This is a genomic window from Sediminibacterium ginsengisoli (genome assembly GCF_900167075.1).
Classification (GTDB): Bacteria; Bacteroidota; Bacteroidia; order Chitinophagales; family Chitinophagaceae; genus Sediminibacterium; species Sediminibacterium ginsengisoli.
Window position 1 is genome coordinate 73,293 of sequence record NZ_FUWH01000002.1, and the last position, 13,840, is coordinate 87,132.

12 protein-coding genes are annotated in these 13,840 nt (G+C 47.6%); 9 read left to right on the plus strand and 3 right to left on the minus strand.

Features of this window, described 5'->3' with window-relative positions:
• The first annotated feature begins 4 nt into the window (after window positions 1–4).
• Together B5D42_RS03400 and B5D42_RS03405 are read left to right on the plus strand one after the other, a co-directional pair.
• Window positions 5–3,703, plus strand: coding sequence for a DUF7948 domain-containing protein (locus B5D42_RS03400; protein WP_245825571.1), 3,699 nt, complete (start codon window positions 5–7; stop codon window positions 3,701–3,703).
• Window positions 3,704–3,713: 10 nt separating this feature from the next.
• A complete protein-coding gene (locus B5D42_RS03405; RefSeq protein ID WP_078830052.1) occupies window positions 3,714–4,745 on the plus strand; it encodes a PorP/SprF family type IX secretion system membrane protein in 1,032 nt (343 codons plus the stop codon).
• A 90-nt stretch (window positions 4,746–4,835) separates the two neighbouring features.
• Here B5D42_RS03405 and B5D42_RS03410 read toward each other — a convergent pair whose 3' ends face one another.
• Complete coding sequence (locus tag B5D42_RS03410) at window positions 4,836–5,603, minus strand: hypothetical protein (protein WP_078830053.1); 768 nt, start codon at window positions 5,601–5,603, stop codon at window positions 4,836–4,838.
• Window positions 5,604–5,768: 165 nt separating this feature from the next.
• Here B5D42_RS03410 and B5D42_RS03415 point away from each other — a divergent pair, with 165 nt between their 5' ends.
• From B5D42_RS03415 to B5D42_RS03445, 7 genes are all read left to right on the plus strand, one after another.
• Window positions 5,769–7,061, plus strand: coding sequence for an aminopeptidase P N-terminal domain-containing protein (locus tag B5D42_RS03415; protein WP_078830476.1), 1,293 nt, complete (start codon window positions 5,769–5,771; stop codon window positions 7,059–7,061).
• A 50-nt stretch (window positions 7,062–7,111) separates the two neighbouring features.
• Complete coding sequence (locus tag B5D42_RS03420; protein WP_078830054.1) at window positions 7,112–7,876, plus strand: CDP-alcohol phosphatidyltransferase family protein; 765 nt, start codon at window positions 7,112–7,114, stop codon at window positions 7,874–7,876.
• On the plus strand, window positions 7,873–8,121 hold the full coding sequence (purS, locus tag B5D42_RS03425; protein WP_078830055.1) for a phosphoribosylformylglycinamidine synthase subunit PurS: 249 nt from the start codon (window positions 7,873–7,875) through the stop codon (window positions 8,119–8,121). The genes B5D42_RS03420 and purS overlap by 4 nt, the downstream gene beginning before the upstream one ends.
• Before the next feature lie 69 nt (window positions 8,122–8,190).
• Complete coding sequence (gene rsmI, locus B5D42_RS03430) at window positions 8,191–8,856, plus strand: 16S rRNA (cytidine(1402)-2'-O)-methyltransferase (protein WP_078830056.1); 666 nt, start codon at window positions 8,191–8,193, stop codon at window positions 8,854–8,856.
• A 39-nt stretch (window positions 8,857–8,895) separates the two neighbouring features.
• Window positions 8,896–9,339 carry a PepSY-like domain-containing protein gene (locus B5D42_RS03435; protein WP_139366967.1) on the plus strand — a complete coding sequence of 148 codons (444 nt, stop codon included), beginning with the start codon at window positions 8,896–8,898 and terminating at the stop codon, window positions 9,337–9,339.
• 124 nt (window positions 9,340–9,463) lie between these two features.
• A complete protein-coding gene (locus B5D42_RS03440; RefSeq protein WP_078830058.1) occupies window positions 9,464–11,407 on the plus strand; it encodes a M1 family metallopeptidase in 1,944 nt (647 codons plus the stop codon).
• Window positions 11,408–11,555: 148 nt separating this feature from the next.
• Window positions 11,556–11,933 (plus strand): four helix bundle protein, encoded by a 378-nt coding sequence (locus tag B5D42_RS03445; protein WP_078830059.1) that lies wholly within the window; start codon window positions 11,556–11,558, stop codon window positions 11,931–11,933.
• A 168-nt stretch (window positions 11,934–12,101) separates the two neighbouring features.
• Here the strand turns inward: B5D42_RS03445 and rsmG are convergent, their stop codons facing one another.
• Together rsmG and B5D42_RS03455 are read right to left on the minus strand one after the other, a co-directional pair.
• Window positions 12,102–12,746, minus strand: a complete 645-nt coding sequence (gene rsmG, locus B5D42_RS03450) for a 16S rRNA (guanine(527)-N(7))-methyltransferase RsmG (protein ID WP_078830060.1) — start codon at window positions 12,744–12,746, stop codon at window positions 12,102–12,104.
• A complete protein-coding gene (locus B5D42_RS03455) occupies window positions 12,716–13,840 on the minus strand; it encodes a glycosyltransferase (protein WP_078830061.1) in 1,125 nt (374 codons plus the stop codon). The genes rsmG and B5D42_RS03455 overlap by 31 nt, the downstream gene beginning before the upstream one ends.

The window sequence follows — 13,840 nt, forward strand, 5'->3', positions numbered from 1 at the left end:
TGTAGTGAAAGGATTAGTCAGGATTTGCATGCTGATGATGATCTGTGGGTATTGTTCTGCGCAGGGGTATCTTGAATTTATTGAGAACAAAGGACAATGGGATGCAGCCATCCGTTACAAGGGTGATATCGGCGCCGGTGCTTTTGCATTGCATAAGGACGGTTATAGAATTATACTCTATAACCAGGATGATATGGAGAAGTTCTACGAAATGGCTCACCCTCTTCATAAAACTTCCGCAACAACCAATAAAAAAACAAACCTCGCAGATGAAGAAGGACGCCCGTTACCAGAAACCGGTGGTGGTTCAGGCGGCAATGGAGGAACTTCGCAGCCTGCCGATAAGGTTACGCTGAGAGGGCATGTTTACCAGATGCGTTTTCTCAATGCCAATCCTGCTGCACAGGCAGTGCCTGATAAGGCCCTGCCTGCTTATAATAATTACATTATCGGCAATGATCCTTCCAAATGGGGCGAGGGTTGCAAAATTTTCCAGGCAATCACATATAAGAACATGTATCCTGGCATTGACGTGCGGTATTATACTGCCAACGGTACATTGAAATACGATATTATCGTTAATCCCGGTGCAGATGTGTCTCAGGTAGCCATGTATTATGAAGGCCTGGAAAGTCTTAAACAGAGTGAGGGCGGGCTGGTAATGAAGACTACGGTAGATGAAGTAAAAGAATTACCCCCATACACCTATCAGCTGGTAAACGGAACCCGCCAGGAAATACCGAGCCGGTTCGAGGTAAAAGGAAATATCGTTCGGTTCAAAATAGATGGTTCTTATTCGAAAGCGGCCACACTGGTAATAGATCCTTCCCTGGTGTTTTCAACATTCACAGGCAGCGCTGCTGATAACTGGGGCTATACGGCCACTTACGACGGTGCCGGTAATTTTTACGCGGGAGGAACTGTGTTCTCTGCAGGATTTCCGGTGAGTAATGGTGCGTTTCAGTCAACATTCCAGGGCGGCTCTACTTCAGATGGTACGGGTGCATATGATATCGGTATTATGAAATTCGACCCTACCGGCGTTAACAGGGTTTATGCAACTTATATAGGCGGCTCTGGTAATGAACAGCCGCACAGTATGGTAGTGGATGCTTCCGGTAACCTTGTTATTGCAGGGCGCACCAATTCACCCAATTATCCTTTACGCGGGGCAGTAGGAGAATACAGGTCTGCAGGTTCGCCGGGCGGCGGGCTGGACATTATTGTTACCAAACTCAACGCCACGGGAACAAACCTGGTCGGGTCTGTGAAAGTAGCAGGATCAGGTAATGATGGTGTGAACATCCGCAATAAATATCCTAACCCGGGTCCTGAATCCATTGATGTGAATTATGGCGATGATGCAAGAAGTGAAGTGATCCTGGATGGAGCCGGAAATATACTTGTGGCATCCTGTACGCAGTCTGATGATTTTCCAACTACGCCCGGAGCTTTCCAGGCTGCACCGATGCCGGGCAGTACAGGCAGGAAACAGGATGCTGTATTACTGAAATTCACCCCGAATTTATCGGCCGTATTACTGAGTACGCGCATGGGCGGAACCGATAATGATGCGGCATTTGTACTTGCCATCAGTCCGCTCACCGGTAATATCCTGGTGGGAGGTGCAACTGCAAGTGCAGATATGCCCGGCGCACGCAGCGGCGTGATCGGCGCAGCATACAACGGCGGTACAAGCGATGGTTTCATTTACGAATTTACACCCGCCGGAACCTATGTGAGAAGTACTTATGTTGGTACGTCAGGAACAGACCTGGTTTACGGACTGCAGTTCGATAAATCGGGTTATCCCTATATCATGGGTACCACTACCGGCGGCTGGACAATAAAACAGCCTGCAGGTGCAGCAACTTTTTTCCAGCAGGCAGGAGGTAAACAATTTATCAGCAAGCTGGAACAGAATCTTTCGGATTATGTGTTCTCTACCACTTTCGGAACCGCAGCAGCAACGCCTAATATCTCGCCAACAGCCTTTCTTGTAGACAGGTGCGAGAACCTGTATGTATCAGGATGGGGCGGTGAACTGGATATACGAAACAATTACCCCAACAGCGGCACCCGTGGATTGGCAATTACCCCGGATGCTTACCAGAATGTAACCGATGGAAGCGATTTTTATTTTATCGTATTGGAACGTGATGCAAAAGCACAGTTGTATGGTTCATTCTTCGGTGAGATCGGCGGTGCTGATCACGTGGACGGCGGTACCAGCAGGTTTGACAAAAACGGTGTGATCTACCAGTCGATGTGTGCGAATTGCGGCCGTGGTGGCCGGTTCCCTACGTCGGCAGGTGTATGGGCGCCGAACAACGGTTCACCCAACTGTAACCTGGCGGCGCTGAAAATTGCATTTAATCTTGCAGGTGTAGGCGCAGGTCTACGTTCTTCCATCAATGGCGTGATCAGGGATACCACAGGTTGCGCGCCTTTAACAGCAGTCTTTTCGGATACACTGGCGATCGCAAAAACATATATCTGGGATTATAACGATGGGTCAAGGCGTGATACCACTACCATTCCTTCAGCTACACATACATTCAGCAATGTGGGTGATTACAGGGTAATGCTGATCGCGGTGGATTCTTCTTCCTGTAACATCACCGATACGAGCTATGTGACCATGCGGGTGCGGAATGATGAAGCGGTGCTTGGATTCACCGCCACCAAACAACCTCCCTGTACAGCACTCAATTATCTGTTTACGAATACCTCCACCGCACCGCCGGGCAAACCTTTTAATGATACCAGCTTCCTCTGGATCTTCGGCGATGGTACTACCATGATAACAGACGGCAGGGCCGTAACACATACTTATGCCGCAGCCGGTACCTACGATGTAAAACTGGTGCTCAGGGATACGGGTTATTGCAATTACGACGATACAATATCCATGCAGCTCCGGATAGCTACCAATGTAAAAGCACAGTTCAATACACCTGCCCTGGGCTGTGCTCCTTATACGGCCGTGTTCGATAACACGTCGCTCGGCGGACAGAGTTTTGAATGGGATTTTGGCGATGGTGCCACATCAACGGCAACCAGTCCAACACACCTGTATAATAACATAGGCGATTATACAATACGGCTTATCGCGATAGATCCCAATACCTGTAACATCAGGGATACGGCCTATTTTACGATATCCGTAAAAGACAAACCGCAGGCAGGCTACAGTTATACCCCCAAGCCAACCCAGCCGAATACACCGGTAACATTCAATAATATATCGGCGGGAGCGGATTATTATAAATGGCTGTTTGGCGATGGCGATACCCTGATGACGATCAGGCGCGATACCATAGTACAACATTTGTATAACAGTTCAGGGAATTACAATGCCTGCCTGGTGGCTTATAACAATGCAGGTTGCTCGGATACGGTTTGCCAGGTAATACCGATCACCATTATACCGCTGATCGATATACCGAATGCATTTTCTCCGAACGGCGATGGCAGGAACGACAGGATTTACGTGCGGGGTTACGGCATTGCCAAAATGACCTGGCAGATCTATAACCGATGGGGAGTACTGGTATATACCGGAGTAGATAAGAACGAAGGCTGGGACGGAACGTATAAAGGCGCGATCCAGCCACAGGATGTATACCATTATACCCTCCTGCTTGAGTTCTCCGACGGCAAAAAAATAACCAGGAAAGGCGATATTACTTTACTCAGATAGATAGCGAGATATGGACAGTGCAAGAAAAATATATATAGGATTGCTGATATGCTTCGCCGCAGTTACATCGCTGCAGGCGCAGGATCTGCATTTTTCGCAGTACTTCAATACACCCATGCTGGTGAACCCGGCCAATACCGGATTCAACCCGGATTATGATTACCGTGTAGGTGGAAATTACCGTAACCAGTGGGCATCCGTGGGCAACCCCTACAAAACCATGAGCGCCTGGGGCGATGCAAAGATCTTTGCAGACCGGTTCGAGAACGGATGGATGGGTGTAGGGCTTTCACTGATGAAAGATGTGGCCGGCTCAGGTAATCTCAGCGCCACAACTGCTGTAGGATCGATCGCTTATCACCAGATGATCGGATACAACAGTCTGTTAAGCGGCGGATTCAGTCTTGGTTATGTGAATAAAAGGGTAGATGTTTCCAAACTTACTTTCGATAACCAGTGGAACGGACGTTTCTTTGATGTTTCGATTCCACCCAATGAGGCTTTCGCCAACAGCAGCGTATCCTATCTCGATCTGCAGATAGGATTGAACTATGCTTATTTCGCTTCCGACAATCTTTATTTCAATGCCGGGGTCAGCATCATGCACGTGAATAAACCGAGAGAAAGTTTTTTTGATCCTTCAGTGTCCGATGCGAGTGTAAAAAGACGGATCACCGGGTTTGCGAATGCAAGCCTTAAAATTGAAGACCTCTGGATCATCAACCCTAACTTATATGTAAGCAAAATGGGAACAGCCTGGGAAACGGTGATCGGTTTCAATGCCAACCGTAACCTCAGCGGCGACGGAACTTCGCAGATGATCTTCGGACTTTATTACCGCAATGCAGACGCGATCATTCCCATGATCGGTTATGAAGTGAACGACCTGAAGATCATACTGAACTACGACGCTACCATTTCTACCCTGAGTAACCTCAACGGAACAAGGGGTGCCTATGAATTGTCGGTTGTGAAAAGTGGTGTATTCTCCAATTCGCTTGGCCGCTCGGTCCGCTGCCCAACGGTTAAATTCGGGTATTAATAACAAGAAAATTTTCCGGATAAATATAAACAGGCCCGCATCGATTCTCAACGATCCATGCGGGCCTGGCTGCTGTAAGGCATATCCGTGTTAAACGGAATAAACACCCTCTGCATCGGTGCTGATGCTGAAATCTTCACGATCCAGGAAGCGGCTGTATTTTTTGTTGATCTCGTCTGACTGTTTCTGACCGTTGATGATCAGTTTTTTGTCCTTCACTTCAATGCGGTAGCCTTTTTTAGGATTAACCAGGCCGTCTTTCTCCAGCGTACCGGTGAATTCCTTCAGTTCTGCAATTTCTTTCTGTGCTTTGCGGAGACCTTCTTTGGCGTGTTTCAGGCTGGATTTGACAATGCCGTCTATGTCGAGCGAAATATTCTGGTTCACATTCCTGGTTGCTTCACGAACACTCTTTTCAATGGCGCGGGTGTCGATCTCTTTCAGCTGGATCTCAGCTTCGTCCAGTGATTTCTTTACGGCATTCTTGGTTTCGGTCCAGTTGATATTATTCAGTGCTTTTCGGATATCTACCCCGATACGTTCGAAATCGATCTTGGCGATCTCATCAAATGCAAGTTTGATGTCAACATTCAGTTTGCCTGTATCGATCATAACGTCGCGGTCTAATTTATCCATGGCAATGTCTAATTCCCGCATGGCTTTCTCCAGGTCCTGGGCTGTATAACTGCGTTCATACCTGTAAGAACGTTTGGATTTCGGAAGGGTGTCTTTCACCGGCTGGAAAGTTATTGTTCCGGCAGGTTTGCCCGAATCGGGCGCTTGCCAGGCGGCAAATGTGATCCCGGCGCAAACAGCGGCAACTGCGATCATGGCGTGTTTTAATGTAAAAGCTGACATAATTATTAGTTTTAAATGATTGACGAATTATTTCGTAGTAAATGTACGATCATATTCGTAAATGAAAAATAATCCTGCTTTCTTTTATAAATTTTAACAAATAGCTGCGGGGTGATTGACGGGGTCGGGCCGTTAATATCTATCTTGCGTGCAACAACCCATGCTATGAAATATTTACCTGTAAATCCTGCCTTGTTCGTTAATAACAGGAAAAGGTTTGTAAAAGAGATGCTTCCGGCAACCATTGCCGTGTTTGTGAGCAATGATGAAACGCCTTCCAATGGCGATGCACTTTATACATTTAAACAGAACAGTGATCTTTTCTGGCTCAGTGGTATCGAGCAGGAAGATTCCATGGTGATCCTTTTCCCTGATTGCCCGGATCCTAAATACCGCGAAGTGCTGGTGCTGGTTCGCCCGAATGAACTGAAGGAAAAATGGGATGGCCGCCGGTTAAGGGCAGAAGAAGCCACCGCCATTTCCGGTATCAAAACCGTGATCTGGCTCGATTCACTGGATGCGCTCCTGCAGGGCTGGATCCACCTGGCGGATGGTATTTACCTGGATTCGAACGAGAACGACCGCAAAGCATCACTCGTACGTACGCGTGATTACCGTTTTATAGATGAAATGAAGCAGCAATATCCTTTGCACCAGTTTCACCGGGCGGCTAAGATCATGAAAGAACTGCGCGGTATCAAAACGAAGGAAGAAGTGGTGGTGCTGCAGCAGGCTGTAGATATTACGGAAGCAACTTTCCGCAGATTACTGCAGTTTATCAAGCCTGGCGTGATGGAATACGAGATCGAAGCCGAGATCTGGCATAGTTTTCTTTCACAGCGCGCCACAAGACCGGCTTATAACAGCATAATCGCCAGCGGCGACCGTGCGCGGACTCTTCATTATGTAAGCAATAACCAGGAATGCCTGGATGGCGAATTGTTACTGATGGATTTCGGAGCCGAATACGGTGGTTACTGTGCCGACCTGACCCGTACAATACCTGTAAACGGTAAATTCACCAAAAGGCAGAAACAGGTGTACAATGCCTGTCTCCACCTGCATAATTACGCCAAGAGCATCCTGAAACCCGGTATCAGTGTAGTTGACTATACAGAAAAAGTAGGTGAGGAAGCAACAGATCAGTTTATCAAACTGGGGCTGCTGAGCAAAGCGGATGTAAAGAACGAGGACCGGGAGAACCGTGCTTACCGTAAATACCTCTATCATGGCATTTCGCATCATCTGGGTATCGACGTACACGACCTGGGTACGCGTACCGGGCCGCTCAAGGCAGGTATGCTGCTCACCATTGAGCCGGGTATTTATATTGAAGAGGAGCAGACCGGCATCAGGATCGAAAATAATGTATGGCTGACCAGAAACGGCAGCACCGACCTGATGAAAAATATCCCGATCACCGCAGAGGAAATAGAAACATTAATGAAAAAACGCTGATACAATTCAATAATTGATTGTTCAACATTTTTTACACGGCCGTCAAGATCATGAAACAAATCCCCAACCTGTTTACGCTTCTTAACCTTTTATTCGGTTGCCTTGCTATTGTATGCATTATGCAGACAGGACTGAGCATGTCGTCCGATATAAATGGTGATATAATTGTAGAGATTCCTGAAAGGATCTATATGGCCAGCCTGTTCATGCTGCTGGCCGCGGTGATCGATTTTTTCGACGGATTCACGGCCCGCCTGCTGAAAGTGCCATCCGAAATGGGAAAGCAGCTCGATTCGCTGGCGGATGTAGTGAGTTTCGGGGTTGCGCCCGGGCTGATCGTTTACCAGTTCCTGCGTTTGAGCTATGCGCAGCAGGAAGACGGACTTAACATCAGTATGCTCTGGTTGTTGCCGGCTTTTATACTGCCCTGTGCCGGTGCATACCGCCTGGCCCGTTTCAATATCGATACGAAACAGCAATATGGTTTCAGCGGGGTGCCGATCCCTGCGGCAGGGCTTTTATTTGCATCTTTTCCGCTGATCTACTGGAATACGAGTGAGCCGTGGGTAATGAAATGTATGCTGAACAAATGGTTCTGGTATGCGGTTACATTGATCGTGAGTTACCTGATGGTATCCACATTGCCGATGATGGCGCTGAAATTCAAAAAACTCACACTGAAAAAAGCAATGCCGTTTATTATTCTTGCAGTAATAGCAACGGTTGGCGGCATTTCTTTGGGCTGGCTTGCAGTTCCGTTAACGTTTATTGCTTATGTAATTCTATCTTTGTCGCTTAAACAACAAGAATCATGACCTATAATGTTCAGATCAAGGTGATGCCTTTGAAAGATTTGCTGGATCCGCAGGGAAAAGCTGTATTGGGCGGCCTGCAGAACCTTGGTGTAAAATCTGTGAATGATGTAAGGGTAGGCAAACACATCACCCTGCAGATCGATGCTGCGAGTGAAGCAGAAGCAAAACAGGTGGCAGAAGAAGCCAGCAAAAAACTGCTTGCAAATCCTGTAATGGAATTTTACGAGATCGAACTGGTGAACTGATCTTACTGAGCTGCCGTGCAGGTCTGGCCGGCCGCACGTACCTGCCGGTTCATGCCTTAATCATACCTCATGCTGTACCTGGTTCCCACACCTGTTGGCAATCTGAAAGATATCACGCTGCGTTCGCTGGAAGTGCTGCAGCAGGTAGATGTGATCCTTTGTGAGGATACCCGCACATCTTCCAAACTGTTACAGCATTACCAGATCCAGAAACCGCTGACGCCATATCACCAGCATAATGAGCATAAAGTGGTGGAACACCTGGCCAGCCAGATGAAAGCCGGAAAAACCTTTGCGCTGATCACGGATGCCGGTACACCCGGTATTTCAGACCCGGCATTCCTGCTGGTAAGACAATGCATCCGAGAAGATGTAAAAGTAGAATGCCTCCCCGGCGCTACCGCTTTTGTACCCGCGCTGGTTAACAGCGGTATTCCCACCAACCGTTTTGTGTTCGAAGGATTTCTGCCGCTGAAGAAAGGCCGGCAGACCTTACTGAACCAGCTGGCAGTAGAAGAGCGGACGATGATCTTTTATGAAAGTCCCATGCGGCTGGTTAAAACGCTCGAACAGTTCATTACTGTTTTTGGTGCTGAAAGAGCCTGCTCGGTAACACGCGAACTCAGCAAATTATACGAGGAAAATAAACGTGGTACCCTGGCAGAAGTGCATGAACATTTCAAGGCAAAGACCGTGAAAGGAGAGATCGTTCTGATCGTTGCCGGAAAAGAATAGCTGGCATAACTCTTGCTGCATCTGCATCAAAAAAATATCATGAAAAAATCCCTGGCAATATTACTGCTTGGCCTGGTAACCGCAGTAACTTCATTCGCGCAGCTGCGTAATGTTCCGGCTGCCGTTACGGAAGCGTTCAAAGCAAAATACCCCGCCGCTTCCGAAGTTTCCTGGAAAGATAATCTTACCAATTTCGAAGCCGGGTTCTCTGATAACGGTGTTCCTTCCGCTGCAAAATTCAACAGTAAAGGCAGCTGGCTTGAAACGAGCCGTGAGCTGAACTACGATCAGCTGAGTGCTGCGGTTAAAGACGGATTTCACAAAAGCCGTTTTGCCGGATGGGAAGTAAAAGAAGTACAGGAGATCAGCGAAAAAGGAAAAGAAACAAGGTTTCGCCTGCTGGTCCGCAAAAGCGGTCTCGAAAAGAAATACCTGTTTTTCGACGAAAAAGGTCAGCTCAAAAGGGAAGCCATTACATTATAACCTAATATCAGCTATAGCCAGGTGTTCGGGGCCAAAAAAGATTGGCCCATTGGTCATTTTCATGTGTTTTGTAAGCGTAAAATCCTGAAATTTACCGCTATCACATAAACGAGCCTTAACAATCATGAGAAGACACCTGCTAAGATTTTTACTGCTGACATCAGCAGTCTGCACTTTGTCGGCCGCACAGGCACAGCCCGATCGCTGGCAACAACGGATCAAGTACAATATCGATGTGAAAATGGATGTGGTGACCAACCGGTTCACCGGTACTGAAAAACTCGAGTACACCAACAATTCACCCGATACCCTCGATAAGGTTTATTTCCATCTTTACTGGAATGCATTTCAGCCTAACAGCAGCATGGACGTGCGCAGCAGGGAGCTGGGAAAAAACAGCGGCCGTACAGACCGGGAAGGTAAACCCATTGCAGACTGGGATGCACGTGTAAAAGACCGTATCAGCAAACTTTCCGATACCGAGATCGGTTACCAGAAAGTAAAGAGCGTTATGATCAACGGTAAAGCGCAGCAACTCCGCGAATATGAGACTATTCTTGAAGTAAAGCTCGATAAGCCACTGCTGCCAAAAAGTAAAACGGTGATGGATGTTGTATTCGAAGCCCAGGTACCGGTGCAGATCCGCCGCAGCGGCCGTGATAACGCGGAAGGCGTTCGCTACAGCATGAGCCAGTGGTATCCTAAAATGGTAGAATATGATTACCAGGGCTGGAATGCCAATCCTTATATCGCCAGGGAATTTTATGGCGTTTGGGGTGATTTCGATGTGAAGATCACGATCGATAAAAACTATATGGTAGCTGCTACAGGTGTACTTCAAAACCCTAACCAGATCGGTTTCGGTTACCAGGCACCGAACGTAAAAATCCCTGCACCAACCGGTAATACCCTTACCTGGAATTTCGTAGGAAACAACGTGCACGACTTTGTATGGGCTGCCGATGATAAGTACGTTCACATTTCAAAGAAACTGCCTACTGTTACTTTGCATGCATTCTACAAAGCCGGCGATGCGAAGACCGACAGTGCCTGGAACAATGTACTGTGGGCTGCTGAAAAAGTATTGCCTTATATCGAACGCCGTTTCGGGAAATATCCTTATCCGCAATATTCATTTATACAAGGTGGCGACGGCGGTATGGAATATGCCATGGCTACCCTGCTGAAAGGTTCCGGCCTCGGAACTGTGTTCCATGAATGGATGCACAGCTGGTATCAGCAGATCATGGGTACCAATGAAAGCCTTTTCCCATGGATGGATGAAGGATTCACCAATTACGCATCTGAAGAAGTCTCTTCTTTCTATAACGACAGCTGCGCGGCCTTTTCACCTTTCACCAGCGAAGCCGCCAAGAAAAATGCACAGCGCGGCAGCGAGAGAAGGAATGCACTTCCTGCCAAGCAGGCATCTAACTATAATGGTTATTTCTCACTCGCGAAAAGCGGTTTTGAAGAACCACTGACCACACACTCAGATCATTTCAATACCAATATGGCTTATTCAAGCGCATCGTATTCAAAAGGCGCTACATTCCTGGGCCAGCTCGGATATATCGTGGGTGATAAAGTGCGTGATAAGGTATTGCTGAAATATTATGATCTCTGGAAGTTCAAACATCCGAATGCAAACGACTTTATCCGTGTAGCAGAAAAAGTAAGTGGTATTACACTGCAGTGGTACAAAGAGTATTGGGTATACAGCACCAAAACCATCGATTATGCAGTAGGTGATATCAATGTGAACGGCAGCAAAACTGCTATTACCCTGAAAAGGATCGGTAAAATGCCCATGCCTGTAGATGTGCTGGTTACCTTCAAGGATGGAACCCAGGAACTGCACTACATCCCGCTGAACCTGATGTACGGCGAGAAAGCAGCAGAAGACCAGACCCCACGCACTGTTCATACCGAATGGCGCTGGACGCATCCTGAATACACTTTCGAAACCTCACGCAGCATCAAAGACATTAAATCAGTAGAGATCGATCCGTCACAACGCATGGCCGATATCAACCGCAGCAATAACAAGCTGGTCATTCCTGATTAATCGTTTCAGGTTCTTATAAAAAGGCGGCAGTACGTAAATACTGTCGCTTTTTTTATGTACGGCCTGCGTAAAAAGTGCAAGTCCCTATAATTAAATAGCGTATTTATACGTACCAGTTACAAGTCATGGCAATAGTACATTGCAAAGCATGGAATCATCGCTAGTTCATGCCCGGATGTATATTTTCGGAGAATCGAAAAGTTTTGTAGTGAATTGTTACAGGATCACAAAGAAGTTACCTGCTGATGAGCGTTTTGGTCTTATTTCTCAGATCCGTCGTGCAGCATTATCAGTTCATCTGAATCTCGCCGAAGGCTGCGCCCGGAGATCGCCAAAAGAAAGGGCCCGTTTTTTCGAAATCTCAAGAAGCTCACTTGTGGAGGTAGATGCAGCACTTGGTATAGCCGAAGCCCTGGAATACATTACTGCCGCCGAGCTGGAACCGCTTTTCCGGCAAAGGAAAAATATATTTAAAAGCCTCTCCTCTCTTATCCGGGCCACCACCCCCACCGCTAACCCCGGTTAGCCCCCTCACTTCGCCCTAACCGTGCCACCGGCACCCCCTCACTTCGCCCTCACCCGTGCAACAAGCACGCCCTCCACTTCGCCCTCACCCGTGCAGCAAGCACCCCCTCACTTCGCCCTCACCCGTGCAACAAGCACCCCTCCACTTCGCCCTCACCCCAAACCCACCTCACTTCCTCACATGCAACACAAACTTCCCCTCAAAATAACTCTCCGGAAAGATCTTATCAACCGGCATGATATTCGGCCGGACCCCGCTTTCTGAAATCTCCTGTGCCAGATCCCCGCCTTTGAGGCAGATCAGTCCGTTGGCAATATCCTGGTCCTGGCCTTTTTTCAGCAGGGGAGAAGCCCAGGCCCAGAGGCTTTTCAGCGGTGCTACGGCCCTTGAAACGGCAAAATCGAATTTTCGGTTTTTGATGTCCTCCACCCTGGTATGCCTGGTGGTGATGTTTTTAATACCGGCACCTTCTGCAACTGCATCCACTACCTTCAGTTTTTTGGCGATACTGTCTACCATCAGGAATTTTACTTCCGGGAAAAAAATAGCTAGTGGTACACCGGGAAAGCCGCCGCCGCAGCCGATATCGATCACCTGTGTGCCCGGTGCAAAATCTGCCACCGCTGCAATGCTGAGCGAATGAAGTACGTGATGGAGATAAATGCTGTCTATATCTTTCCGTGAGATCACGTTTATTTTGGCGTTCCAGTCTTTATATAATTCTTCCAGTGCAGCAAACTGTTCAAGCTGCGTTTCGGTAAAATCGCTGAAGTATTTCCGGATCAGTTCCAGTTTTTGCGGGGTGCTTTCCATATTGCGGGCAGTGTAAAAAGATAATAAAAGAACATCCAGATATCCATGAACAGGAACCAGCCCCAGAGATCGCTCTCATTCAGCTTTTTCATGCCCTTGTACATCACGATCGCCTGAACCAGCAAACGAACGCCATATACAGCCAGCGCCATCCACCAGTTGAAGAAGATGATACTGAATGCCAGTAAAGGATATACCAGGAACAAAGTCAGTGAATACATGCCCAGCCAGCGTTTATGGCTGCCTTTATAATATTTGCTGGTAGTGTAATGACGGTATTTCTGTGTCATCCAGTCGTTCCAGGTCTCTTTGGGCTCACTCAAAGTATGGGCTTCATGATCGATGCAGATAGCAGTATTGGCTGCGGTTGCTACTTTGTTGATGAACAGGTCGTCATCCCCGCTGGGGATCTGGTTGATAGAGGAAAAGCCCTTGTTGCGGAGAAAAATGTCTTTTTTATAGCTGAGGTTACGGCCAACGCCCATATAAGGCCTGCCTGCCAGCGCATAGGAGAAATACTGCAGTGCGGTATGAAATGTCTCAAAACGGATCAGTTTGTTGAGCAGACCGCTTTTTTTATGATAAGCACCGTAACCCAATACAATTTCTATCTGATCGTCGTAATTCTCCTGCATCCGCTGGATCCAGAATTCGGAAGCAGGAACACAGTCCGCATCAGTCAGCAAAACAATTTCATGTCTTGCGCTTTTAATACCGATCGACAAAGGGAACTTTTTTCCGCTGATCATTTTTGCTTCCTGCGTTAGCGCAATATGATTGAGATTCTTGAACGATTTCCTGAATTCGTCCAGCAGGTAACGGGTATCGTCCGTCGAATTGTCGTTCACCAGCACTACCTCAAAAGTGGTTTTATAGTCCTGCACCAGGATCCCCGGCAGGGTCTTCACCAGGTTATGTGCTTCATCCCTTGCGCAAACGATCACCGATACCGGGTGTTCGAGTGTGGTTTGCCTGGATGCGGGTTTGTAAAATGCAAGTCTTCGGAAAAAGAACAGGTAATAAAAAACCTGTATCGCTATCACTGCACAGAATAGATAGAATGCAATGTCCCGGATAAGCAGCGGTATAGTCAT